At 47.0% G+C, this 26,481-nt stretch carries 21 protein-coding genes; 14 read left to right on the top strand and 7 right to left on the bottom strand.

Going from position 1 to position 26,481, the window contains the following annotated elements; translation table 11 throughout:
- Window positions 1-19 precede the first annotated feature (19 nt).
- A complete protein-coding gene (locus tag J3369_RS04960; RefSeq protein WP_349584440.1) occupies window positions 20-664 on the bottom strand; it encodes a hypothetical protein in 645 nt (214 codons plus the stop codon).
- 885 nt (window positions 665-1,549) lie between these two features.
- On the opposite strand from J3369_RS04960, the gene J3369_RS04965 reads away from it, so the two are divergent.
- The 4 genes from J3369_RS04965 to J3369_RS04980 are packed head-to-tail and all read left to right on the top strand — an operon-like array spanning window position 1,550 to window position 5,383.
- Complete coding sequence (locus J3369_RS04965; RefSeq protein WP_303573652.1) at window positions 1,550-2,947, top strand: undecaprenyl-phosphate glucose phosphotransferase; 1,398 nt, start codon at window positions 1,550-1,552, stop codon at window positions 2,945-2,947.
- A gap of 45 nt (window positions 2,948-2,992) precedes the next feature.
- A complete protein-coding gene (locus J3369_RS04970) occupies window positions 2,993-4,666 on the top strand; it encodes an ABC transporter ATP-binding protein (protein WP_349584443.1) in 1,674 nt (557 codons plus the stop codon).
- 1 nt (window position 4,667) lies between these two features.
- Window positions 4,668-4,931, top strand: a complete 264-nt coding sequence (locus J3369_RS04975) for a PqqD family protein (protein ID WP_303573650.1) — start codon at window positions 4,668-4,670, stop codon at window positions 4,929-4,931.
- Between the two features lie 5 nt (window positions 4,932-4,936).
- A complete protein-coding gene (locus J3369_RS04980) occupies window positions 4,937-5,383 on the top strand; it encodes a lasso peptide biosynthesis B2 protein (protein WP_303573649.1) in 447 nt (148 codons plus the stop codon).
- Here the strand turns inward: J3369_RS04980 and J3369_RS04985 are convergent.
- Window positions 5,380-7,068, bottom strand: coding sequence for an asparagine synthase-related protein (locus J3369_RS04985; RefSeq protein ID WP_303573648.1), 1,689 nt, complete (start codon window positions 7,066-7,068; stop codon window positions 5,380-5,382). The two genes, J3369_RS04980 and J3369_RS04985, sit on opposite strands and share 4 nt — an antisense overlap.
- Before the next feature lie 376 nt (window positions 7,069-7,444).
- Here J3369_RS04985 and J3369_RS04990 point away from each other — a divergent pair, with 376 nt between their 5' ends.
- Window positions 7,445-8,092, top strand: a complete 648-nt coding sequence (locus tag J3369_RS04990; protein WP_303573647.1) for a PEP-CTERM sorting domain-containing protein — start codon at window positions 7,445-7,447, stop codon at window positions 8,090-8,092.
- A gap of 11 nt (window positions 8,093-8,103) precedes the next feature.
- Window positions 8,104-8,259, top strand: coding sequence for a lasso RiPP family leader peptide-containing protein (locus J3369_RS04995; protein WP_119500220.1), 156 nt, complete (start codon window positions 8,104-8,106; stop codon window positions 8,257-8,259).
- Between the two features lie 92 nt (window positions 8,260-8,351).
- Here J3369_RS04995 and J3369_RS05000 read toward each other — a convergent pair whose 3' ends face one another.
- A complete protein-coding gene (locus J3369_RS05000) occupies window positions 8,352-9,317 on the bottom strand; it encodes a hypothetical protein (protein WP_349584448.1) in 966 nt (321 codons plus the stop codon).
- A 265-nt stretch (window positions 9,318-9,582) separates the two neighbouring features.
- Between J3369_RS05000 and J3369_RS05005 the strand changes: the two genes are divergently transcribed.
- Window positions 9,583-11,943, top strand: coding sequence for a TonB-dependent receptor domain-containing protein (locus tag J3369_RS05005; RefSeq protein ID WP_349584451.1), 2,361 nt, complete (start codon window positions 9,583-9,585; stop codon window positions 11,941-11,943).
- A gap of 104 nt (window positions 11,944-12,047) precedes the next feature.
- On the opposite strand, the gene J3369_RS05010 is transcribed toward J3369_RS05005, so the two are convergent.
- Entirely contained in the window at window positions 12,048-14,897 is a 2,850-nt protein-coding gene (locus tag J3369_RS05010) for an ATP-binding protein (RefSeq protein WP_349584454.1), read from the bottom strand.
- The gene (locus J3369_RS05015; RefSeq protein WP_349584456.1) at window positions 14,894-16,072 is read right to left on the bottom strand and encodes an ABC transporter substrate-binding protein; all 1,179 of its coding nucleotides are present in this window, start codon (window positions 16,070-16,072) and stop codon (window positions 14,894-14,896) included. The genes J3369_RS05010 and J3369_RS05015 overlap by 4 nt, the downstream gene beginning before the upstream one ends.
- Window positions 16,073-16,248: 176 nt before the next feature.
- On the opposite strand from J3369_RS05015, the gene J3369_RS05020 reads away from it, so the two are divergent.
- Both J3369_RS05020 and J3369_RS05025 read left to right on the top strand, forming a co-directional pair.
- Window positions 16,249-16,764, top strand: a complete 516-nt coding sequence (locus J3369_RS05020; RefSeq protein ID WP_349584459.1) for a hypothetical protein — start codon at window positions 16,249-16,251, stop codon at window positions 16,762-16,764.
- A gap of 18 nt (window positions 16,765-16,782) precedes the next feature.
- Window positions 16,783-17,472, top strand: coding sequence for an aspartate/glutamate racemase family protein (locus tag J3369_RS05025; protein ID WP_349584462.1), 690 nt, complete (start codon window positions 16,783-16,785; stop codon window positions 17,470-17,472).
- A gap of 24 nt (window positions 17,473-17,496) precedes the next feature.
- Here J3369_RS05025 and J3369_RS05030 read toward each other — a convergent pair whose 3' ends face one another.
- Window positions 17,497-17,928 carry a hypothetical protein gene (locus J3369_RS05030; RefSeq protein ID WP_349584465.1) on the bottom strand — a complete coding sequence of 144 codons (432 nt, stop codon included), beginning with the start codon at window positions 17,926-17,928 and terminating at the stop codon, window positions 17,497-17,499.
- A 257-nt stretch (window positions 17,929-18,185) separates the two neighbouring features.
- The gene (gene metK / locus J3369_RS05035) at window positions 18,186-19,331 is read right to left on the bottom strand and encodes a methionine adenosyltransferase (RefSeq protein ID WP_119500228.1); all 1,146 of its coding nucleotides are present in this window, start codon (window positions 19,329-19,331) and stop codon (window positions 18,186-18,188) included.
- A gap of 464 nt (window positions 19,332-19,795) precedes the next feature.
- On the opposite strand from metK, the gene tkt reads away from it, so the two are divergent.
- The 5 genes from tkt (at window position 19,796) to J3369_RS05060 (ending at window position 26,480) form a co-directional block, all read left to right on the top strand.
- Window positions 19,796-21,787 carry a transketolase gene (tkt, locus tag J3369_RS05040; protein WP_349584468.1) on the top strand — a complete coding sequence of 664 codons (1,992 nt, stop codon included), beginning with the start codon at window positions 19,796-19,798 and terminating at the stop codon, window positions 21,785-21,787.
- A gap of 24 nt (window positions 21,788-21,811) precedes the next feature.
- Window positions 21,812-22,825 (top strand): erythrose-4-phosphate dehydrogenase, encoded by a 1,014-nt coding sequence (gene epd / locus J3369_RS05045; protein ID WP_303573638.1) that lies wholly within the window; start codon window positions 21,812-21,814, stop codon window positions 22,823-22,825.
- 31 nt (window positions 22,826-22,856) lie between these two features.
- Window positions 22,857-24,032, top strand: a complete 1,176-nt coding sequence (locus J3369_RS05050) for a phosphoglycerate kinase (RefSeq protein ID WP_349584472.1) — start codon at window positions 22,857-22,859, stop codon at window positions 24,030-24,032.
- A gap of 124 nt (window positions 24,033-24,156) precedes the next feature.
- Window positions 24,157-25,056: a fructose bisphosphate aldolase gene (locus J3369_RS05055; protein WP_349584475.1), complete on the top strand. Its 900-nt coding sequence runs from the start codon at window positions 24,157-24,159 to the stop codon at window positions 25,054-25,056.
- Window positions 25,057-25,319: 263 nt separating this feature from the next.
- Window positions 25,320-26,480, top strand: a complete 1,161-nt coding sequence (locus J3369_RS05060; RefSeq protein WP_349584478.1) for a GGDEF domain-containing protein — start codon at window positions 25,320-25,322, stop codon at window positions 26,478-26,480.
- Window position 26,481 lies beyond the last annotated feature (1 nt).

Below are 26,481 nucleotides of genomic sequence, written 5' to 3' on the forward strand. Positions count from 1 at the left end.
CGATTTATAAACCTGTTTATCATTGATTTGTACCCGGATTGCCGGTAATCGCTTTTAATTTCGCCGTTGTTGCTCTGTCAGGTGAAATTTTTAAAAAAGGGCGTATCACATTATGGGTTTTCATGGCCTGAATCAGAATACGTTTCACCGGCTGTTGTCTTAATCCGCTTTGAATAACAGGAAGGGCGAGCTCCTTAATATCTGCAGGTAATTCCTCCCAGTGCGCAATCAGATAGCGACCCGCATTGATTTGCACTTCTTCTTCATTTGGCGCCAGCGGTAGCCATGTGCTGAGTAAATTATGGTATGCGGTGACAGGTTGATCGTTTAAAGATGCATTCGCCATGGAAAGGGCAAATGCCTGATAATGTGCCGGCTGTAGTGCGTGAATTCTGGTGATAAACGCGTTAAAAAACTCCGGCCCGTTGTTTTCACCGCCAACCCGTGCAATCTGCAATTTATGCAGGGCAAGTGAAGCCTGCAGATACGGGATCTCTGCTTCTCCCGGTTGCCGCATTGATAACCCGGTTAATGCTTCGCTGTAGTTTTCAAACGGAATGAGTGAATCTCCGGGACCCGGGAGCGCTGACCGGGACAACGCTTTTTCACCGGAAATCGTTTCAGTCAGTCGGTGTAGTTCGACGTAATCTGACGCTAAAAACAAACACCAGCCGGCAAAAAGTAATGAGCCCGAAGCCAAAATTAGCCTTGTAAGCGATAGGGTAAGCAGCCCGAGTCCTTGATTTTCTTTGTTATCCAGAGTGACCTGATTCAAAATAGGGTACGCCATAAGTAAGACTGATGAGGCAACCGGCGGGATAGCGACCGGTTTACCTGGTATATTTGTATTCTCGCGACTTGTAATCCATAGCAACGAGTATTCCAACTTTCGCAGCCAATGGAAACATTCAAAAGGTGGAGCTTATGTTGAAAGGTATAGGTAAAGAGCAAATGTAATTAAATTACACACTTTATGTCTTTAAGTAGGATCTGTATCCTCAAAGTGTCGCAAAAATTTACACCGATAACATTGAAGCCCCTAAAAAAATGTTTTTAGGAAAGTTGAACATTTGCTCTAACGGCCCTTTAAACACCCAACAATTGTTTCGTGCCAGCTACTTAACGGCAAGTATTTAATTTGAGCCTATCTGTTTTACATTTATAAATGTTTCAGAAAGTAATGCAAAGTGTTTTTGTTTTGTTAATTTTTGGTGCGACTTTCACCATAATGTCAGCATTCTTTACAAACTGAAGTAAAGGTACAAAATCCGGACAGTAAAATAAGATGAAAATGGTCAGTTTCTGATGCTTACATCAATATGTAACAATATCCTGTCAGGTTCACTTTAATATAAATAAGATAATTCACGCGGTTACTTCATGGGTTTTTCACGGAAGAGAGAAATAGCCTTTAATTGAAAAAGTTGGTATTTGTTTTGCTTTGCTTAGACTAATGGAGCAGGCGCATTCACGAGACTTCAAACAAATACCGTGAGTAACCGAATCATAGTTACCCAAAAATTAACGTTACACGCAAGGATGGTTCATCATGGGAAACGGCTTCGTTAGAAACAATATTAATCAATTTGCCGTAGTATACCGCTTTGTTGATTTTCTGATCATTCAGCTCACTTTACTGGCTGCATGTAATCTGTATGGTGTGCCCATTGACGTGCACTATCATTTGCTTGGCCTGATCGGAAGTACTACCTACCTGCTGTCTGCAGAACTGTTCTGGCTGTATCGTTCCTGGCGCTCAGGTACCTCAAAAGAACTGATTTTTTACACAGTTGTAAGCTGGTTTGTCAGTACTGTCGTGGTGCTTTCCTATCTCTTCCTTTCTAAAACGTCTGACGACTATTCCCGCGTTGCGTTGTCATCATGGGTTATCGTTGCCCCTGTTTTCCTGTGCTCCTGGCGTATGTTTATGCGGGCATTTTTGTATCATGTGCGCAAGAAGGGCTTTAACAGCCGCTCTGTTGGCATTATTGGTATGAATGAGAATGCTGTTGCGCTGGCCAATGAGCTGAAACGTAACCCTCATACAGGTTTCAGGATTGACGGTATCTTTGATGATCGTGATACAGACCGTCTGGCTATTCCTGATGGTATGAAAGTAGAAGGCTCAATTAACGACGCCATTGCAGCGGTTAGAAATGGTGAGTTTGATCAAATCTTCATAACATTGCCGATGACAGCCAACAAACGCATTGAACAAATTCTGCATCAGTTGGGCGATACAAACGCTGAAGTTCATTTTGTTCCGAATTTCTTCATGTACAACATGGTTCATTCCCGTCTTTGTAATATTGGTAATTTACAAACAATCAGTGTGTTCGACACACCCATGCGCGGAGCGACAACTGCAATTAAACGTGCTGAAGATATTTTCCTCGCAACGTGCATTCTGGCTGTCATTGCCGTCCCTATGCTATTTATCGCAGCGGCTGTGAAGCTGACATCTAAAGGTCCGGTCATTTTCAAACAGAACCGGTACGGGGTAGACGGGAAGAAAATTAAAGTATGGAAATTCCGTTCTATGACCGTCACTGAAGATGGTGATAAGGTTACTCAGGCAACCAAAGGCGACGCCCGGATTACTAAAGTCGGTGCATTTTTACGCCGCACATCGTTGGATGAATTACCCCAGTTCATTAACGTTTTGCAGGGCTCAATGTCTGTTGTCGGTCCCCGTCCTCATGCTGTCGCGCACAATGAGATGTATCGTAAAACCGTTAAATATTACATGCTGCGTCACAGAATCAAGCCGGGTATCACGGGTTGGGCGCAGGTAAATGGCTGGCGTGGTGAAACAGACACCGTTGAAAAAATGCAAATGCGTGTGCAGTACGACCTGGAATATATTCGAAACTGGTCTTTGTGGCTCGACTTTAAAATTGTTATCTTTACTTTCTTTAAAGGCTTCGTGGGCAAAAACGTTTATTAACGGGTCTTCTCCCGAAGTCAGTTGCAGTAACAGTATCGGATAAACATGTGGACTAAAAGCCTGTACTTTGGCAGGAACATATTTCGGCACTACAGGCTTAGTTTTCTGTTTATCTTCGCCATCCTGATGGCAGAAACTGCTCTTAATCTTGCTATTCCTTATGTTGTTGGTAAACAATCAGCCGCCGCAGTAAACAGCAATTTCACTTCTTTAAACGAACTCACACTTTACCTTGCAGCATGGTGTGTGCTTTTCGCTGTTCAGTCACTCCTGAAATTCTTTTCTACTTACCAGTTGAATGTATTGGGGGCCAGGTTAATGGCCAACCTCAGCTGCAGGTTATATGACCACGTGCAAATCATGCCGATGAAGTATTTTCAGAATACGAATAAGGGCGATGTGTTGTCGCTGCTTACCTACGATTTAGGAACAGTGAGTTATTTCGTTACCAGTGTGCTGACAACCTTACTTCCCAATGTACTGGTGCTGGTGGGAAGTGTGATCATGATGTATCTGATTGAACCACTGGTCGCCGTGCTTATCATCACCCTTGTGCCTCTGGTTTATGTTGTGACCAAGCTGGTTGGCAGGCAGATTCATCCTTTGTCCAAACAAATCGTCCAGAAGCAGGCCGATACTCTGGCGATTGCCAGTGAGAATATCAGCACAATTTCCCTGATAAAGTCGTTTAACCGTGAAGAGGCAGAGTCCAGCAGGTATAAATCTCATACAGGTGAAGTACTGTCATTAAGAACCAGACAATTTCGTTATCAAGCCATGCTGCCGCCGCTGATTCAGTTTCTCGCCTCAGTGTGTATTATCACAATTATCGGGGTATGTTTGTTGCAGTTTAAAGCGGGCAAGATTGATGTATCAGATATTGTCAGTTTGCTTCTTTACGGCATGATTTTTACACGGCCCGTAAGTGCGCTCGCCGGGTTATACGGGCAGACGATGCAGATGAGTGGTGCTTTATCACGTTTACTCGCAATGCACGCTCAGGAAAGGGAGCCTACAGAAACAGGGCTTGCTGAACTGGCTGCAGAAAGAGGCGAGGTGCGATTCGACAATGTCTGTTTCTCCTATCAGGACAATGCAGATATATTGTCGGATATTTCTTTTACATTAAAAGCCGGTGAAACGGCGTTGATAACGGGTGAGAACGGAGCAGGCAAATCTACCTTGTTGCACTTACTCATGCGCTTCTTTGAGCCGTCCAGAGGACATATCAGCATTGACGGACAGGATATATTCAAAGTCAGCACAACGTCAGTGCGGGCTTGTATAGGCCATGTCTCTCAGGATGTCGTATTATGCAATGGCAGCATTCTTGATAACATTACTTACGGTGTTGAGAAACCAGAACCGGATGATATCGATAAGGTATGCAAATTGTCCGGACTTACTCAGATTGTGGCGAAGATGCCGGCAGGAATGAGCACATTAGTCGGCGAGGGCGGAATCAGGTTATCTGGCGGACAAAGACAACGTATCGCTCTGGCCAGAGCATTACTGAAGCGGCCGAAAATCTTATTGTTCGACGAACCTACATCGATGCTGGATGAGGGAGGAAGGCACCGTTTTAAAGACGAATTTGAACATCTCTTTAAGCACTATACGGTATTGATGATTTCCCATGACCCTACAATTGCCGATGTGGCAGACCGGTTGTTTGAATTGCAAAACCGGACATTAACTGAATTGGTAGTAAAGGAATAACATGACAGCTTATAAATTGAAAGAAGACGTCCTCGCTCAAAAAGTCGTCGATGAAATGGTGATCCTTGAGCCGGAGAACGGTGAGTATTTTACAGTTAACGGTGTCGGCACCGAGATGATTTCATTGCTTGAAGAGGGCAAAGATGAGGATGATGTGGTATCAGCAATGGTATCCCGTTTTGATGTATCTGAAGATGAAGTCAGGAAGGACTACGCTGAGCTTGTGACTTCGCTCCTTGAACAGGGTCTCATTGAGAAAGTGTAAGCATAATGGCAGGTGCTTTCTTTCGATTACCTTTGAGCCATAAAAAGCTTTTTATTAAGGCATGGCTGATGTTTCTGATATGGGACTGGCGTATTTCAAAACAGCCGTATCAAAAATGGAAAGGACATATTTTTACCCCGGATCAATTTCAAAGTACGAAAACGCCGGTTCCTGAATCGTTTATCTCTGTCATTGAGAAGGCGGGCAGGCATCATATCCGGAAAATGAATTGCCTGAGAAGGTGCCTGGTGACCATGTCATTACTCAATGACCTTCAAATTTATCCCGGGTTACATTTCGGGGTGCGGGTAACGGCGGGGAAAACGGAGGCCCACTGCTGGCTGACACATGACGGCATAATCATTAATGATAGTCATGATGTTGTTAGCACTTATACAGAATTGAGAACGAAAAAAGGAAGTGAGCAGGCTTTTCTCAGCGCTTTGACTTAGACATGAAATGCCTGAATCCAGCGCTGGGTCAGGATGACAAACAACAGGTCCACATGCACACCGCCATGCCGGTTATATATCGCATCATCAAAAGCTTTAAGCACTTTCTTATTATCAATCAGTCCACGATCGCTCAGATACGGGTGTGACAAACATTCCCGGAGTTCACCAGCATTTTCTCTGACAAGATTGCCGAAATGATGATCAAAGGTGGTTTTCGTTTGACGCCAGCATACTGAATCCGGCAAGTGGCGGCTCATCGCATTACGTAAAACGAATTTGGGATAAGGCCCGCGTATCAGTTGTGAGGGTGGCACTGCAAAAGAAAACTCAGCAAGCCGGTAATCGAAGAAAGGATGCTTCACCTCTATATCAAATTCGGCAGCAATGGCATCGTAAGATCTGACAGAATTGAACGTGGTAGTCGTTTTGAGCGCAAAGTATCTGGCATGGCTGGCTGGTTCTTTGACAGGATCAAAAGGATTATGGAACCCGAAAGCTTCGTTGGCCAGCAGGCGAGATTTATCTGTTAACCAGGCTGGCAGTGGCAGCACACCGGGTGTTTTTCCTTTCAGACGTTTGGCCATATTCAACAAGGCAGTGGGTACGAAAGGTTTAATGAAGAGTTCACGGGCAACAGATTTAAAAGACATGCCAGTTTCAAGGCAGGCTTTGTACACTTCAGTTAGAACACCCCATTCCCCTTCACGTAAACGCTGGGTGTATGCACTGGCATGCCCCCAGCAAATTTCGTCGCCCCCGTTTCCGGTAAACAGTTTACTGATACCCATTTGCTTTAAATCTGAGAGTTCATCCCGGTAACGGGGAGACAGAACAATACCCGGATGATCAAAATGTGGCGGGTAAAGACTTAGAAAATTACGATATCTTGATTTGTCCACATCCTGAAAATGAAACTCTTCTAACTGAAGATATTCGCGCATGTCACGGATTAATTCTGTCTCATCTGATTTAGGATCGTGCTTATAGTAATGCGAAACCGCAATACATCGGCGTTTATGCTGCTTCTGATACTGGTGTACAAGAGAGATAACCGAGGTAGAGTCCATCCCGCCGCTCATCTGGCAACCCGCTACTTCTGTTGTTCCAGTGTATTCTTCCACCACAGAAGTAAAGAGTTCGCGAAAGGCAGTCGCATACTCATCATCACTGGTGAGTCTGATCCGATTTTCCGGTTCAATATCCCAATATTGATGACTTGTTACCTTATCCTTACTGCATCGCAGGTAGTGGCCTGCCGGCAATATCTGCAGCCCTGAATAAATACTTAGCTGAGGGACTGGCTGACCGGCAAGCCATCCGGCTATGGCAGTGTCTGAAAGTACCGGCTTTAGTCCGGATACATCCAGCGCATGGGCGCCGCTGTTACTGATGACGGTGAAATCAGGTGTAGACACGAAGTACAGAGTAGTCAGAGAAAGCGCGTCCGTACCGATGATAACAGCATCATTTTCGAGCTGTATAAAAAATGGACAGTTTATAGATGCTAACTTTTCTGCAGTCCGCTCATCTGCCTGAACGGGTAATTTTGTGTCACCACTGTTTGAAAAACCACTAAGTCTGCCGTTGCGAACAAAGCAATGGGTAAAAAACTGGCTTTCAAGCCCGCAGGACTGAAGCGGACCCGGGGACTTATGGCTGTATATGAAGAGAAATGGTTTCACAAAGTTCCGTCTTGTTGCGTAAATGCACCATTACTGAGCGATCAGACATAGTAACAGGTTCTGCTGAGTATGCCTGAATGCTAACATTAATAAATTCAGGAGAAAAATTAACATTGCCAATTTAACTTCATAATTTATAATCTGTTTTCTGCATCAATACGGGAGAAAAATTGGTGCAGCAGATAGGATCTGAAAGGATCTGTCTGAATTTTTTACAGATCTGTTTGTGAATATCATCCATTAACATCAAATTCACATTACTATTTTTTAAATAATTGAAAATAATAATATTTTCAAATGTGGCGTGATGCTTGCTTTTCTATTGTGTACAACAATAATTTATACCACGTAGTTTTATACTTACAAGGAATATGGAATGAAAAAGTCGGCTTTACTTGGGGCAGCAGCAGCCCTGCTTTTAAGCGGTCAAGCTTCAGCTAGCTACATCAGCACTGTCACCGGCGCTGACATGGCAGGCATGGAAGTGACTGTTACTTACTCTGACCTGAGCACTGAGACGTTAACTTGGGGTGTAACCTCAAGCGACGCGACTGTACCTTATATGGAAGGTTACAGCGGCGGCGTTACCGGTACTTCGTGGTCTTTAACACAAACTGGCGATACTATCGCTGATCAGCCTCCTGGTGCCGCATATGTTTACGGTGCATGGACTTTCACCTATGACGGTACTGGCCTGAGCATTGCATCTGTTTATGTTGATGCATATGCTGCTGATGTTGTTTTTGATACTGTTTCAGGCGATGCGAGTGCTAATGGTTCTCTTGCTGGTCGTGAACTGGTTACAGACGGTTATGTGTTAGATGCTTCATACTCAATGAATATTGAAGACGAGCTTTTTGGTGGTTTAACACTGAGTGGCGTTAGCGGCAACCTGATGGACGCTGCAGGCAGCTTCCAGTTTGTTGTTGATACAGACAAAGTAGCTGTACCAGCACCTGCAACTCTGGGTATCTTTGCCGCTGCCCTAGGATTTATGGGCTTCAACCGCCGTAGAAAGGCATAAGGATAGAAAACATGAAAACTTTTGAAAATGCTTCTGAAAGCAAACAAGAGTATGTAAAGCCGGAACTGCAAAAAGTAGGTACCCTGGCTGAACTGACTGAAGGTTTCGCAGGTAGCATTCCTGACGAACAAGGCGGTCAGACTAAGCGTAACCCATTCCAGGGTTAAGCTGATCGAATAAAAAAAGGCCAGTCATACGACTGGCCTTTTTGTTTTGCTCTGCAGCATGTTTCCATACCCATCATTCAAGCGCTGCGTCTCTACCCGTTCTTTGCTGAAATCCATTCATTAATTTGCCTGCAAACTTCAGTCAGTCGTTCAAGTCCATCTGGATATTTTATTTCATAAACCGGAAGCGTATTTATCAACGTTGCAAGCGAGCTAACCCTTTGTTTGTCAATTCCCAGTGCTTTATAGGCATCACCCAGCATGCTGTTTTGCATGAGTAATATGAGCGCTTTACTATTGGCTATGCGTGTTATTTCAACTGGTCCGGTATAATTCTCAGCTCTGTTGAGAAAATACAATGCATTTATTTGAGCGGGCTTATCTTCTGACTTCTGCCCGGCGAAAGTTATTTCATTTTTTGCGAAGCGATCGTGTACTTTCTTAACTGTTGTTTTATCGAATGAGGCACTGTCTGCAAAATACTCTGTGCTGTCTGGCCACAGACGAACTTTAGGCCAGCTGGGATATACTGAAAAAGCATTGCCGTCAGAAAACAGGGCTGCCATGTCATCAGTCGTGAGAGTAAATCCTTCGTGAGTTAAAGCTGTGGTTAATGTCGACTTCCCGGTCCTGCTGGGAGCAAGAAACAGATGCGCCTGTCCTTCTTTTACCAGCGTGTTAGCATGCAGGCAAAGGTGACCTTTTTGTTCAAGAAAAACAGATAAACCGATAGTTTGCAGGTAGTGAGCAGGTCCTGTGCCGTTGGCATGCCAGTCTACTTTAATGCCTTCTTCAGTGAATTCGAACGCGCCTTTGCCTTCGCAATCAATCATCAGCACCTGCCGGTCATTTTCCCGGTGAAGCTCTATAACTGACGTATACCTTTCACCTTTGTCGGTCAGTTTCCATATTACACTTTCTTGTGATGGTGATTCGACTTTGCCATTACTGAGCCGCAGTGCGTATTTGTTCTTTATTACCGGCTTTGAATCCGTAAATAAACTCACCCCGTGCAAGGGCACACTGCAAAGTGAATAAAGCGCCGTATTGTTATCCATTCCATTTCTACTTCAGATATTGAATTGCCGCAACACACTTAGCAGTGCTACTCCGTAAAGCATGCATCAATGTGCTTTTGATTGATTGTACAGTAATTAAATCAGGAATGATCTCCTGAAGCCACAGGAAGGAAGCTTTCTTACAGATCCATGCGTCAAGTTTTCGTAATCAAACAGTCAACGAATCAAAACAACCTTGTCATATTCCCTGCGTACGCTCTTCGCGATTCACTTTTAATCAGAAGAATAAGCGCAAGGAAAACACATGAAACACACAGTCACTTGTAAGAAGCATATCTTGGCGATGTCTGTACTGTCAGCAATCGCGGCAAGCACCACAAACGCGTTTGCGGAAGAGATGCCTCCAGAGCCACGTGATGGCGAAGTTATTGAAGAAATTCAGGTTATCGGCCGCAGCGTGTCTTATGCTAACAACGCCACTGACGAAAACATGAAACAGCAGCAAACGGCGATGACCAGCGTGCTGGCGACAATTGATAACCTGCCGGGGGTTCTGATTAACGAAGGCGACACATTCGGTGCTGATGACTGGTCTACCAGTATCTCCATCCGTGGTTTTCAGGTGGATCTGGATCAGCAACAAATTGGTATGACGGTAGACGGTATCGCGAACGGTAATTCAAACTACGGTGGTGGCTCGAAGGCCAACCGTTATATGGATACAGAAAACCTGCGGGCGGTAGAGGTGTCTCAGGGAACGGCTGATATCGCTTCCCGTTCGAACGAAGCACTGGGTGGTACGCTTAACTTCACAACCATTAACCCCGGTACAGAAGAAGGTCTTATCCTGAGTGGTACGCTGGCTGAATATGAAGGTCAGAAAATCTATGCCCGTTATGAAACCGGAGAGCTGGTAAAAGACACCTACGCATGGGTGAGTGTATCGTCACAGGACAGTTCAGACTGGATGGATCAGGCGGCTGAAAATACCCGTGACCACTTTGCAGCCAAAGTTATCAGCTATGTGAGTGGTATCGATTTTACCGGCTATGCCTCTTACGACGATACTCACGAAGACAACTATCAGCGCATTTATGGCAACGAACAATTTGCCCAGAACCCGGAATGGGATCAGCTTACCAGTGACTGGTCGGGTGTGCCTTATCAGGATCAGGCATATCGCCGCGGATGGTCAACATTGCGTGAGAACTTTTTCACCTATCTGAAAGCTGATATGTCGGTAGGCGCAGTGGATTTCAGTGCCAACGTTTATTACCACAATCAGAAAGGGCGGGGCGACTGGTTGCCTCCTTATGTGGTCGATGTAACAGACGACGGGCTGAATCAGCCTAATTCTGAACTGGTTTCGGGTAACACGGTATACGGCGGTTCTCAGTTAGGTCAGCTTTTCTATGTGTCTCCTGAAGGTGCGGCGTTATCGCCTGCAACAGGCTGTGTCAGCTCACTTAAATTCCCTTACGGCGGCAGTTCTGCCGAATATGACCCTGCCTGTTACGACAGCAGCGCAGTGCCGGTGGGCTCTTACCGTCATACGCATTACAAAAAGGAACGCACCGGCTTTAATGCTGACATGATCTGGAATACACAGATTGGCGATATGGACAACGTGTTACGTGCAGGCTTGTGGTATGAAGATTACAACCGCGAAGAATCACGTGACTGGCACAAGATCATCGATTCGAAAACCAGTTTCTATTACGACCATGTTCCATACTGGGTGCAGTACAGCCGTGAATTCCCGGTTGAAACCATCATGTATTACCTTGAAGACGAGCTGGACGTGGGCGTAGCAAAAGTACGCCTTGGTGCTAAGCAATTCAATGTAGACGTAAAGAAAAACGATTTGTTTGATGCCAATAACAACCTGGCTGTATCGTCTGATTCTGATGTGTTGTTCTCTGCAGGTTTTGTTGCGCCTCTGGCTGACAATCTGGAATTTTTCGGTGGCTTCGCGCAAAACTACGCGGCAATCAAAGATGCAGTGCTAGAGCGTGATGACGCTGACTTGTCAGTGATTGAGCCTGAAACGGCGGACAATATTGACCTGGGTGTGCGCTACTCAACCCCCGGCTTTAACGCCAGCCTGACGTACTACACAATCAAATTTGATAACCGCATTCGTTTTGTCAGTGCCGAGCAGTCTGAAGGGATAGACTTCCTTGAAGAAGGTGCCGGTGGTTATGTTAATGACGGTGGTGTTGAGTCAGACGGCATTGAAGCATCTGCACAATGGCAGGCGACGGAATACCTGAGCGTGTATGCATCGTATACCTACAACAATTCTGAATATGCAGAATCCCGTTACGAAGATATTGAAGGCAATACTGTACTTGGCACCGCAAAAGACATGGCTGTTCTGAGCCTGGACTATGCGAAAAGCAATTACATTGCCGGCCTGAGCACAAAGTATGTCGGCCCCCGGTTTATGGATCAGGCGAATCTGACAGAAGTTGAGGAGTATGTGGTCAGCGATTTCTACGCAGGTGTCGTGCTGGACAACGTGGCAAGTGGCATTAAATCACTGGATGTACGCTTAACGGTGAATAACCTGTTTGACGAAAGCTATCTGGGCACAGTGGTTGCCGGTGCAGGCTGGATTGGTGCACCGAGAACAGCCGCGATAAATGTGAAAGCGGCATTTTAAATCGCTTTGAAAGTGTAGCAAAGGCCGGAAATTCCGGCCTTTGTTATTTCTGAAATACTGTACAGCAGTTTTCATGACCTGAACGCGGATAAAACTTCTAACCTTCAGCACATACGAACAACAGCACTCAGCAAGTCTTCTGCGGAAAAAGGCTTGCTTATGTAATCGTCCATCCCGGCCGCTTCACAGCGTTCTCTGTCACCCTTCATGGCATTAGCGGTAAGGGCAATCACCGGTACATTCATGTATTTCTCGCCGGCGTCTCCGGCGCGAATACGCCGGGTTGTTTCAAATCCGTCCATTTCCGGCATGTGACAATCCATCAGGATCACATCAAAAGTCAGCTTCATTCTGTTCAACGCTTCCAGCGCTTCTTTACCGTTGCGGGCTGTCATGGTTTTATGCTGGCTCAGGTGTTCTCTGGCAATAAGCTGGTTTATTTCATTGTCTTCGACGATGAGAATTTTAGCGCAGAAGTCTTTAGCCGGAAGCAGAGGGGCAGGAGCCTGAGAATCGTTGAGGCTTTGTGCCGGTTGTGTACCTTCAGCATTACCCTGAAGCATCACAAAGCTGAAACAGCTGCCACGGCCCTTCTCGCTGGTGACGGTTAAATCTCCGCCCATCAACTGACATAACTGCCTGCTGATGGATAATCCCAGCCCTGTACCACCAAATTTACGGGTTGTGGACACGTCTTCCTGGCTGAATACTTCAAAGATGCTGTCCAGATTCTCAGGCGCAATACCTATGCCGGTATCTTCGACATCTCCCCGTAACGCCCATTTCTGTTTATCACCAACAGTCAGAGCAATGCGCAGAGTAATGGTACCTTCTGATGTAAATTTCACTGCATTGCTTAGCAGGTTACCCAGCACCTGTCGTAATCTTACCGGATCGCCGGTGACCATAGTCTGACCATTCAGATCGCTTTCCAGTTTCAGTGTCAGTCCTTTCTCACCACAACTGATACAGAACTGGTCGTAAATAGTTTTTATCAGCAGTTCCAGATTAAACGGAATGGCTTCCAGATTGAGCTGACCCGCCTCGATTTTTGAGAAATCGAGTATGTCATCGACAATGTGCTGCAAGTTCTTCAGACTGTCTTTTGCCAAATCGACATAACGTTTCTGAGTACTGTCGAGTGGGGTCTTATTCACCAGTTGCAATGCACCAGATACACCATGCAGCGGGGTACGGACTTCATGACTCATGCTGGCAAGGAAGCCGGATTTCAAACGGGCAGATTCTTCTGCCTTTAAGCGGGCGTCTTCAAGGTACTGCCGTGTTCGCTCACGGTCTGTAACATCCTGAAAGAAAGCCACGAAATGCGTTAGCTTATCCTCAGTGTAGACGGGTGTCAGGATCAACTGGTTGTAGAAAACAGAACCGTCTTTCTTATGACAAATCAGCATTTCGTCAAAGGCATGACCATGTCTGAGGGCATATTTAATTTTATGCAGCTGACTTGTTTCAGCTTTCATCTGATTTAACATCAGGAACGTCTGGCCCATGACTTCATCTTCATCAAAGCCGGTGATCAGACTAAAATGAGGATTAACGTAGATGGCAGGGAAGCCCGCTTCCTGAGCATCGACAATGAGTATCGACACGGTGGCAGATTTCATGGCATGACTGATTACATTTATCTGATTTTCCAGCACCCGCCGTTGAGTCAGGTCGTTGCCCACCAGAATACTGCCAACCTGCTTACGCTCATCGTCTATCAGAGGAAGCACCCGCCAGCTTAACGTGACCGGCCTCTTGTCACTTAAAGAGGCGTAGTGGCCGGTAAGAGACTGTTTGTCAGCAGATAAGTCAGCTTTTATATCTCTGAGCGTGTTGTCTGATAAATCATAATAGAGGGCGTATCGCTTATAAGCACGGTTCGCCAGAATGTTCTCACCGGTTTCGTCCTGCACAACCAGGATCTCTTCCAGTGAATCCAGCACATTAGAAAATTGTCTGTTGGACAGGGAGATAGTAGATAAATTAATGATTAACTGATTAAACGCTGTCCGGATTTCGTTAAGTTCTGCAGGTTCATTTTCACTGCCGGTGCTGGTTCCCCCTTTCTTCCGGCTGGTACTGCGCTGAATATCATCGTGAAGCTGACGCAGGGTTACCGCACTCAGTTTTGCAGCATGACTGGATGCGTAAATACTTACGATCACAGCAAAGGCTAGCGTGATCAAAATTGCCGGAATTAACCAGAGTACATTAGAGTAAGCTTCCAGTGCCGGCGCCTGACTGATAAGAGTCAGTCCCCGCCATTGCTCTGATTCAGACTCCCAACCGGAATAGGCTGCATGGTCGAACACACTGCCGGGCCTGAACATCGCCGGTTTATTTGAGTAGAGGATCTTCCTTTCACTGTCGAGAATTAACTGGCTTGCATCACTGTCCCGCTGATAAATTAATGCCTGCAAAGCCGGAATATGGAGTACCAGCGCCCCTTCTGCTGAATCCGCAAGTAATACCGGTACCGCGATAATTGCGCCGTCACCGGAAATATTACTGTAAGGTTTCGATTCGTTCAGTACCGTTTCCTGCCACGCGCTGGCCATCGATGCCGGCACCTGACCTTCCCAGTTGTTTGTGATGAGCGGTTCACCATTAAACTGAAACAATCCGAGACTGAAAGATCGGGCACGGGTAAAGCGCAAAGACTCAAAAAAGATGGGCAGATAATTCTGCCGCTGTTGAATATCAATAAAACTGTTTATCAGCAGATCGTTAGCCGCGATACCCTCCATAAGCTGTTGCGTACTGTCGAGGGTGAATGTGAGATCTGCCTTAAGGTGTGAGATATAGGTGCGCTGTTCATTCGCCACCTGTTTCTGTGCCACATAAAAAATACACAGGCACAAAATCATGCTGACAGCAATCAGTGCGACTAAAAGCCGTGGGAGTATGGTTTGCTGCAGCTGGGTATACAGCGAGGGGCGGGTACTCACCGGATATCTGAAACCGGGATAAGGTGTCCGTCTTCGTTAAACTTCGCCATAAAATAATCCTCCGCCATTAATGCATCATGCATATTTTCCGTAAACGCCGGCGCATATTGTTTCACTGCGCCCTGCAATACCGGCAAGTTCTCAAGAGCCTGACGAACAGCATCAGCTTCAACAGAGCCAGCTTTCTTCACTGCAGCAATCAAAATATGGACCAGATCATAGCTATGAGCAAGGCCCACAACAGCCGGAATTGCCTGGGGAGCAATATCGTCATAACGTTCGCGGTACGCCTTCAGTAAATAAGCAGAACGGCTATTGTTCTGATGTAAAAAGCTGAATGTTTGAATGACAGACAAGTCGAGTTTAAATAGATCTGCCAGACCCATTTCCGCGACAAAATCACCACCTGCCAGACCCCAGTGAGCAATTAACGGCATTTCTGCCGCTTCCAGTTTGAGCAGAGTTTTGCTGACAACAGCAGCTTCAGGCGCATTAGATACCAGAATAATAGCCCCTGCACCAGACTGGATAATCGCCGACATCTCATTGGTAAAATCTGTCTGGCGCCAGTTTATCCATTGTGTGCTCACGATTTTCAGGCCCTGATGTTCAGCCGCTTTGGATAATGATGTGAAATTTGAACGACCCCAGCCTGTACGCTCAAGTACCAGGGCAATTTCTTTAACTCCCCGTTCTCTGGCTGTCTTTATCAGAACTTCCCCTGCCTGCTCATCACGGATGGAGACACGAAAAACGTTATTTGGCGTGTAATGATTATCGACCAGTGATGTACCAGCGGCCCAGGGGCTCAGGAACAGCATATTGTTCTTATGCACAGCATCCAGTTCGGCCAGGGCTACCGGTGTGTGTACGCCACCAAAGATAGCCAGTAAATTCTGCCGCTTTGCCAGTTGTTCAACGTTATATACGCCACGGGCCGGATTTCCACGGTGATCCGTTGTGACCAGTGAGAGCTGGTGACCAAGAACCCCGCCATTGTTGTTGACTTCCGCGATGGCAATTTCCATTCCCCGGCGTATGGCGGTTCCGCCTTCCACGGCAACAGCACTGAGATCGGCGTCAAGTGCCAGTACCAGCGGCGCTTTTTCCTGTGCCACGGCCTGGCTGCCGGCACCTGTCAGAGTAAGCAGAAAGATTAAGAGAAATCTGGTCATATTCAGTCACGTAAACGTAAAGGAAAACGGTTGTTGAAAAAAGGTTCGGGATAATATTAGTATTTGCATGTGATTCTGCAATTAGACAAAGGATGGTGGAATTTATCAGAATAAAAACTTGCACCTTTCAGGATAGAGACTTAGTTTTAACGTATAACAAATAAATCAAAATTAGCGTGCAAAATCATTATCCTCCTACCATTTTGGATGTCGAAGCCAGCGGGTTCGGCAGCGACAGTTTTCCCATCGAAATCGGTGTTAAGCGTTCTGATGGTGCGCGTTTTTGCCGTTTGATAAAACCCTATCAGAGCTGGACGCACTGGAACAGCGAGGCCGAATCTCTACACGGTATTACCCGCGATGTGCTTTCCCGATACGGCATTGACGGCAGGGAAGTGTGCATTCAGCTCAATGCCTTCATGCAAAACAGCACGGCTTATTCGGACGGCTGGGTTGTGGATTATCCCTGGCTGATAAAACTCTACGCAGAAGCTGGTATAGAGATGAACTTTAAGCTGACAGCGCTGGAATACCTGTTATCTGAAAACCAGATGCAACACTGGCATGGAGTGAAACAGTCTCTGGTCAATCAGCAGTGTGTTAAACGCCATCGTGCCAGTGTGGATGCGGAGCTCATCCAGCAAACCTTCATGACTACAGCATCCATGCCGTTGCCGGCAATGGCAAGATAATACGGATAGGGAACTTCAATGAAGCAGATTGGTATTATCGGTGGCATGAGCTGGGAATCATCGGCAACGTATTACCGCCTGATCAACAACGATGTGAATCAACGTCTGGGCGGGCTGCACAGTGCACGCATATTACTGAACAGCGTGGATTTCGCAGAGATTAGTCAGTGGCAGCATGAAAATAACTGGAATGCACTTTCCGGGGCGATGGTTCAGGCAGCAAAACAACTGGAAGCCGGCGGCGCAGACGGCGTTGCTATTGCGACTAATACGATGCACAAAGTCGCTCCTGAAGTAGAAAAGGCGCTAAACGTACCCTTACTTCATATTGCTGATGCGACAGCCAGTGTGTGCAGGCGTGATGGTATAAATAAAGCAGCTCTGACAGGCACCCGGTTTACCATGGAACAGCCTTTTTACACGGAGCGCCTTCAAGGCTATGGGATCAATGTGCTGACGCCGGACATGGCCGGCCGGCAGGTCATTCATGACATCATTTATAATGAACTGTGCAAAGGCGAAACAAGGGTATCCTCAAAAGAGATTTATCAGCAAATCATTGAGCAAATGGCTACAGACGGTGCGCAGGCTGTCATTCTCGGCTGCACGGAAATTGGTATGTTGATAAAGGCCGGAGATGTCAGTATTCCGGTACTGGACACCACTGAAATTCATTGCGAAAGCATTGTGGATTTTATGCTGGGGTAACGCAGCCCGATGTCTGAGTAAGGGTCAGAAATAGTACTGCACACCGAGCAACAATGAATTGATGTCTTTATCACTCACTTCCCTGTACTGGTACTCCACTGCCATTTTCACCGAATTTAATTCTCCGATTTGCCAGCCGACGCTGGCGGCGGTGCCTGCGTTGTAAGGCAGATAAAGCCAGTCAGAATAGGCGGCCTGTTGAGCGTTACTGGTTTGCAGCGCTGCGAATATGCGTTGACTGGAGTCTTTTAACAAAGAGCGGCTGGCCGAGACCCTCACGGAGTCTACTGAGTGATACGTACTGATCTTGTCAACCCACTGGTCGTGATAAGGCAGCTCGCGGTTGTAGCGCACCCCAAATCGCCAGGCCGGCAGGCGCTGACTGCGAAATGAAATTTCAGACTGATAGGGGGAGGCAACGTATACCGGCTGACTTCTTTTCGTATCAGAAAGCACACTGCCGCCTGCATGACATAGCGTACTTAATAAAGTCAGACAACTCACTAGCCAGAAGCATTTCATGGCATGGTTCCTATGTGTGTGCCTGAGTCTGCAGCTCAGTTAGGGATTGATTATCGGGCAGGCAATGCGATTTATACTTAAGTGTAGTTGGTTTGGATGATTATCCCAGTGGGAAAATGTAATTATTTTTAAAATAATTTAAATAAAAAGGCGGCATGTTTCCACGTGCCGCCTTCCTTTTATCTTTGTTTTTATACAGAGGCTTTAAGCGCTTCTGCTTTGTCTGTGGCTTCCCAAGGGAATTCATCACGGCCGAAGTGACCGTAAGCAGCAGTCGGACGATAAATCGGACGTTCCAGATCAAGCATCTTGATCAGGCCGTAAGGACGTAAGTCAAAGTGTTCACGTACCAATGCCACCAGTGTTTTCTCATCAACCACACCTGTACCAAACGTTTCGATACTGATAGATGTTGGCTCTGCTACACCGATAGCGTAAGACACCTGAATTTCACACCGCTTCGCTAAACCTGCAGCAACGATATTCTTCGCCACATATCGACCTGCGTATGCAGCTGAACGGTCTACTTTCGACGGATCTTTACCGGAGAATGCACCACCACCGTGACGGGCCATACCGCCGTAGGTATCTACTATAATTTTACGGCCAGTCAGACCACAGTCACCCATCGGTCCGCCAATAACAAAACGACCAGTCGGGTTAATGTGAAATTGAGTATTTTTGGTCAGCCATTCCGAAGGCAGTACAGGCTTAATCACTTCTTCCATAACGGCTTCGCGAAGTTGCTCTGTGGTGACCTTTTCATTGTGCTGAGTAGACAAAACAACGGCATCAATACCCACCGGCTTATCGTTCTCATAAATAAAAGTCACCTGACTTTTCGCATCCGGGCGCAGGAAATCGAGCTGGCCGGATTTTCTGACTTCAGCCTGCTTTTGTACCAGGCGGTGTGCGTAGGTGATCGGTGCCGGCATTAATACGTCGGTTTCGTCACTGGCATAGCCGAACATAAGACCCTGGTCACCGGCACCCTGTTCTTCAGGGCGGGCACGGTCAACACCCTGATTAATGTCAGGAGATTGCTTACCAATCGCATTCAGTACAGCACAGGAGTCAGCATCAAAGCCTACATCTGAGTGGTTGTAACCAATTTCTTTTACCGTCTGACGGGTCAATTCTTCAATATCGACCCAGGCGGATGTGGTGATCTCACCACCTACCAGTACCATACCGGTTTTTACATACGTTTCGCAGGCAACCCGTGCTTTGGGATCCTGTTCTAATATGGCGTCAAGCACAGCATCTGAAATCTGGTCGGCAATTTTATCCGGATGTCCTTCTGAGACTGATTCCGATGTGAATAAATGTGCGGCCATAAATCCTCCGTTATTTCTGGGTTAACCAATACATCACTATCATAAGCTTAAGTGACTGGCTGGTTGGGTATATTCGTTCGCCCCCGGGTATATTCTGTCGTCCCGGACGATGAACAGCATTGTACCGGGTTCGCATAAAAATACCATCTTTACTTCTGGACGTCTAAAAGTCTATTTGTTACGTTTCATTGACAGTCCGGTTCGTTATTACGTGAGTACAACGAAAAACGATTTCTGTCAGCAGTAAACCTGTTTTGCGCAACGACTATCCGAATAATTGTTATAAGTTAACTAAATTCGATAAGTGCACCCGGCATAAAACACATTGAACTGGTTATGCGCTTAGGTAAGAATAGTCGCCAGTTTGAAAATTCATAGTCGGCAGCAGGAATTCCTATCCGTTTCCGGATTAATCTCCGGGTTGTCAGTGTCAAAGTTTTAAGCAAATTATTAAAGGAGTTAGCATGCCAACTCGTCGTGAACTTGCCAACGCTATCCGCGCACTTAGCATGGATGCAGTTCAGCAAGCCAAATCAGGCCACCCGGGCGCCCCTATGGGTATGGCGGATATCGCACAGGTATTATGGTGCGATTATCTTTCTCATAACCCGTCTAATCCCAATTGGGCGAACCGCGACCGTTTTGTGCTTTCAAACGGTCACGGCTCTATGCTGCTTTATTCATTGCTGCATCTTACGGGTTACGATCTGCCGTTAGAAGAGCTGAAGAATTTCCGTCAGTTACATTCTAAAACCCCGGGTCACCCTGAATATGGCTATGCGCCGGGTGTTGAAACCACCACCGGTCCGCTGGGACAGGGGATCAGCAACGCCGTAGGTATGGCGCTGGCAGAGAAAGTGCTGGCTGCACAGTTTAATCAGGACGGCCACGATATCGTCGACCATTACACCTACACGTTCCTGGGTGACGGCTGTCTGATGGAAGGTATTTCTCATGAAGTTTGCTCATTAGCCGGCACATTAGGTCTTGGCAAGCTGGTAGCGTTCTACGATGACAATGGCATCTCTATCGACGGCGAAGTTGAGGGATGGTTCACTGACGATACCGTGAAGCGTTTCGAATCTTACGGCTGGCATGTCATTGCCGGTGTTGATGGTCACAACCCTGATCAAATCCGTAAAGCGGTTGATGAAGCCCGCGCTAATACCACACAGCCTACACTTATCTGCTGCAAAACCATTATCGGTTTTGGTTCCCCTAACAAGCAAGGTAAAGAAGATTGTCACGGCGCTCCGCTGGGTGATGACGAAATTGCATTAACCCGCAAAGAACTTGGCTGGACCCACGGTGCCTTCGAAGTACCACAGGATATTTACGCTGAATGGGATGGTAAAGAGAAGGGCAGTGCGGCAGAAGCGAGCTGGAACGAAGCGTTTGCAGCCTATGAAAAAGCGTTCCCTGAACTTGCTGCAGAATTCAGCCGCCGTGTAAATGGTGATGTACCGGCTGACTTCGTTGAAAAAGCGGATGCTTACATTGCGAAACTGCAGGCTAATCCTGATGCTCCGGCTACCCGTAAAGCATCGCAGAATGCATTGAATGCATTTGGTCCGTTACTGCCTGAATTGCTGGGCGGTTCTGCTGACCTTGCCGGTTCTAACCTGACAATCTGGTCAGGCTCAAAAGGCGTTGATGCGAAAGACGCGTCCGGTAACTACATCTATTACGGTGTGCGTGAGTTCGGTATGTCGGCAATGATGAACGGCATTACCCTGCACGGCGGCTTTAAAGCGTACGGCGCTACCTTCCTGATGTTTATGGAATATGCACGCAACGCAGTGCGTATGGCCGCGCTGATGAAAGCGCCGTCTATCTTTGTTTATACCCACGATTCTATTGGTCTGGGTGAAGATGGTCCTACGCACCAGCCGGTTGAGCAACTGGTGGCATTACGCTCTACGCCTAACCTTGACAACTGGCGGCCTTGTGACCAGGTTGAGTCTGCGGTTGCCTGGAAAGAAGCAATTTTACGTACCGAAGGTCCTACCACCTTAATTTTTACCCGTCAGGGTTTACCGCAGCAAGCGCGCTCTGCTGAGCAGGTTGCTGACATCGCTAAAGGTGGTTATATCCTGAAAGATACTGACGGTACACCAGATGTACTGCTAATCGGCACAGGCTCTGAAGTGCAACTGGCTGTCGCTGCCAGCGAGCAACTGGCTGAGAAGGGCGTTAAAGCCCGTGTGGTTTCTATGCCTTGTACTGATGCGTTTGACCGTCAGGATGCTGAATATCGTGAAGCAGTTCTGCCTTCAAGTGTTACTAAGCGAGTTGCAGTTGAAGCATTAGCGAAAGATTCCTGGTATAAATACACTGGTTTCGGCGGCGCAATTGTGGGCATGGACACCTTTGGTGAATCCGGTCCGGCAGGAGAACTGTTCAAACACTTCGGCATTACAACAGATGCCGTTGTTGAGGCAGCGTTGTCTTTATAATAGTTCGACAACAGGCGGTTTTTTATGGTCCGTGTAGCCATAAATGGGTTTGGCCGCATTGGTCGTAACGTACTGCGCGCCCTGTATGAAACAGGGCGCAATCAATTGATTAAAGTAGTTGCGATTAACGACCTGGCAGAACCTCAAGGCATAGCCCATCTGCTCAAATACGACACCACGCATGGTCGGTTCGGGTTTGATGTGGCGCTACAAGACGAACAGTTAATGGTGGCGGGTGACAGTATCCGCCTGTTGGCTGAACCAGATATTCACAACCTCCCCTGGGACACTCTGGGGGTGGATATTGTGCTCGAATGTACCGGTGTATTTTCTGACCGGCAGGCCGGTCAGGCCCACCTTGATGCCGGTGCCGGCAAAGTGCTCTTTTCACAGCCCGGCAGCACCGATTTAGACAACACCATCATTTTTGGCACCAACGAAGAGTCGTTGTTACCTGAACACAAACTGGTATCTAATGGGTCGTGCACCACGAACTGTATTGTTCCTGTCATCCAGGCGCTGGATAATGCTTTTGGCGTTTTAAGCGGCACTATCACTACCATACATGCGTCAATGCATGATCAGCAGGTGATTGATGCCTATAACAAAGATCTCCGTCGTGCCAGAGCTGCCAGTCAGTCTATCATTCCTGTCGACACCCGGTTGGCCGCCGGCATCGAACGTATTCTGCCAAAGTTTGCAGGTAAGTTTGAAGCCATTGCGGTGCGGGTACCCACAGTCAATGTGACGGCCATGGATTTAAGTGTCACGCTGGACACCGAAGTGAACATCACTGATGTGAACAGTGCACTGAAAAAAGCGCGTGAAGGGCGACTTTCCGGTATATTGGGTTATTCGGAAGCGCCGTTAGTCTCAGTAGATTTTAATCACGATCCTCATTCATGCATTGTTGATGGTACGCAAACCCGGGTAAGTCACCGTCAATTGGTGAAAACGCTGGTGTGGTGTGACAATGAATGGGGTTTTGCAAATCGAATGATTGATACCACGCTGGCTATGTACCAGTCGGGGTGTTGAGGAAATTAACTTCAGTTTTTAAGGGAAAACCATGGCAATTCCAAGCATGCAGGATTTAGCGCTGAACGGTCAGCGCGTGTTGATCCGTCAGGATCTCAACGTACCGGTAAAAGACGGTAAAGTTACGTCAGATGCGCGTATCAAAGCATCTATCCCTACAATTAAAGCTGCTCTGGAAGCCGGCGCAGCGGTAATGGTGATGTCTCATCTGGGCCGTCCTGAAGAAGGCAAATACGAAGAAGAATATTCACTGCAACCAGTCGTTGATTACTTAAATGGTGCACTCGACGTCTCAGTGTCGCTGGTTAAAGACTATCTGAATGGCGTTGACGTGAAGCCGGGCGAACTGGTTATTCTGGAAAACGTTCGTTTTAATAAAGGTGAAAAGAAAGACGACGAAACCCTGTCAAAACAATACGCAGCGCTGTGTGACATCTTTGTCATGGATGCCTTCGGTACAGCTCACCGTGCCCAGGCGTCGACACATGGTGTCGCAAAATTTGCACCGAAAGCATGTGCTGGCCCGCTGCTTGCAGCTGAACTGGATGCATTGGGTAAAGCACTAGATAACCCTAAGCGTCCGATGGTTGCTATTGTGGGCGGTTCAAAGGTATCAACTAAGCTCACTGTGCTGAAAACGCTGGCAGAGAAAGTGGACCAGCTTATTGTTGGTGGTGGTATCGCCAATACGTTCATTGCTGCTCAGGGCCACAATGTGGGCAAATCACTGGTTGAAATGGATCTTGTAGATGAAGCGAAAGAGCTCATTGCACAGGCGCAGGCAAGTGGCGGTGATATTCCGGTACCTACCGACGTAGTCACCGGTACTGAGTTCTCTGAGACCACGCCGGCCACATTAAAGGCAGTGGATCAAATCGGCGATGACGATATGGTGTTTGATATCGGTCCTGATTCGTCGGCGGCATTAGAAACAATTTTGAAAAATGCGGGCACAATTGTCTGGAACGGTCCTGTAGGCGTATTTGAATTCGATCAATTCGCCGCAGGCACAAAAGCGTTAGCGCAGGCTATTGCAGACAGTGACGCATTCTCTATTGCAGGTGGCGGTGATACGTTGGCTGCAGTAGATAAGTATGATATCGCAGATAAGATATCTTACATCTCTACCGGCGGTGGTGCTTTTCTTGAGTTTCTGGAAGGCAAAACCCTGCCAGCGGTCGCTGTTTTAGAAGAAAAAAACCAATAATAAAAACAGCGCTCGTGTAACGAAATTCGTTACTCAACTTGTCCGGCGAACAGTGACGTTTGCCGGCATTATTATAAACCCTACAGCCGTCTTTACACGCGGCACATAAAAAGGAGTGTTGCTCATGGCATCACAAGCGCAGCAGGCTATGCTGGATAAAATTAAAGTCCAAAAAGGTTTCATAGCAGCCCTCGATCAAAGCGGAGGCAGTACACCTAAAGCTCTGAAACTTTATGGGATCGATCCGTCTGCTTACAGCACAGACGAAGAAATGTTCGACATGGTACATGCCATGCGAACCCGCATTATTACCAGCGATGTGTTCAGTGGTGAACGCGTTCTGGGTGCCATTCTGTTTGAAAACACCCTCGACCGGGAAATCGAAGGCATGCCTTCGGCAAAATTCCTGTGGGAGAAAAAGCGTGTGGTTCCTTTCCTCAAAGTAGATAAAGGTCTTGAGGATGAGGCAAACGGTGTTCAGCTGATGAAGCCTATTCCTACCCTGGATACCCTGCTTGCTAAAGCCGTGGCGCAGGACGTATTCGGTACCAAGATGCGTTCAGTGGTCAAGCTGGCTAATCATGAAGGTATCAAAGCCATCGTTGCGCAACAGTTTGAAGTGGGTAAGCAGATTCTGGCTGCAGGTCTGGTGCCTATCATCGAACCGGAAGTAGATATCAACAGCCCTGAGAAGGCGGAAGCAGAAGCATTGCTTAAACTGGAAATCATGACGCAGCTGAACCTGTTGAATGAAGGTCAGGAAGTGATGCTGAAACTCACGTTGCCAACTCAGGATAACTTCTACAAGGAACTGGTTGATCATCCTAAAGTGATTAAAGTTGTGGCATTGTCAGGGGGTTATACCCGTGATGAAGCGAATGCAAAACTGGCAGAAAACCCGGGTATTATCGCCTCGTTCTCCCGTGCATTAACCGAGGGTGTAAGCGCTCAGCAGTCGCAGGAAGAGTTCGACAGTACGCTGGATGCTGCCATTGAGTCTATCTATCAGGCGTCAAAATCTTAATTCATATCAACAAACCGGTAAGATCCTGCTTACCGGTTTGCTTTCTTTTTCCTCACACACTTTGCTGTCTTTAAGTTCTGCTTTATACTTTATTAGTAGATTCTAATTTATATTCTGTCCGGGTGCAGTTTATTAAGCATTTCATGCTACGAAATTGACAGATTGAAGCCGGCTGGACTATGGTTTCACATTGGCTAAAACTCCAACAAAGCGGCGCGAAGGCATGCGCCGGAATACTTCGCCAATAAAAGGGATCCGTTGTAGTGAGCAATACAGAACACATCTATTTTTTAATTGGCATTCTCGGTTTGCTGGTAACGGTAGGTGTTGTGTTTACTTTCGCCCTGCCTGTGCCTAATCACCGCTATAAAGCGCAATCGCCGGTTTTCGGACGGCTGTTCCTCATTTCAGTCTGGTTTGCATTTCTGGCTATTTGTCTGGAACCGCTGGGCTATCCTCTGGCCAGCGCGGCCACTCTGAATTTGTGTATTTTACTGGCGATGTATATGTTGCTGATGGTGGTAATGCGGCGCTACGGATTACCTCTCAGGCCACTGGAAGCTGCCGGCATAGTCTGTCACCTGATCTTGTGTGAAGCCGTGTCTTTGTATTTTTATCTGGTCAATGACCAGGTGCTTATCAGAGAACTCATTGTCTCCGTATGTGTGCTGGTACCGCTGGGAATGGCGCTGAAACTCATTTACCGGCATATTCCGCAAAATAAGGGCGGCGATGAAATGATTTTCGTCGTAGTCGCTATCACTACAGTGGGTGTTGTTTTCGGCGTACCGGTTTATCTCTCCATGCTGGAAGAAGGTGAGTCAGTCAGTACCAATGTGGCGTTTGTCGCGATCTTTTTTCTGACTATTCTGTTCATGCTGGGCTTTCCCACCAGTCTGATGCAATCTTTATTTCAGCGGCTCAGTACCCAGGTGTATATTGATGCATTGACAGGCACGAAAAACCGCCACTTTCTCTACAAAGAAGCACCGAAAATGCTGTCTCATACACGCCGGCATAACCAGCCCCTGTCCCTTGTGGCCTGCGACATTGATTATTTCAAAGCTGTGAATGACAAGTTCGGTCATCCCATGGGAGATATTGCCCTGAGGCGATTTACTGAAATTGTGGAAACATCTCTGCGGGATGGCGATACCATGATTCGTATGGGGGGCGAAGAGTTTTTGATCCTGCTTCCGAACAGCAAGCTGATGGAGGCCAGTACGCTGGCTGAACGGCTTTGTGAGCAGGTCCGCAGCAGCGAAATACAACTGGAAAAAGCGACGATCACACTCACTGCGTCATTTGGTGTTGCCGGTATCAGCGACGATGAGACTATTTTCGATGGTATCCGCTACGCTGATGAAGCCCTGTACAGAGCCAAGGCATCAGGCCGCGATCAGGTAAAACGGGCACAGAGCTGAA

It is taken from the genome of Alteromonas sp. NFXS44, from assembly GCF_040148705.1.
Lineage (GTDB): Bacteria > Pseudomonadota > Gammaproteobacteria > Enterobacterales > Alteromonadaceae > Alteromonas.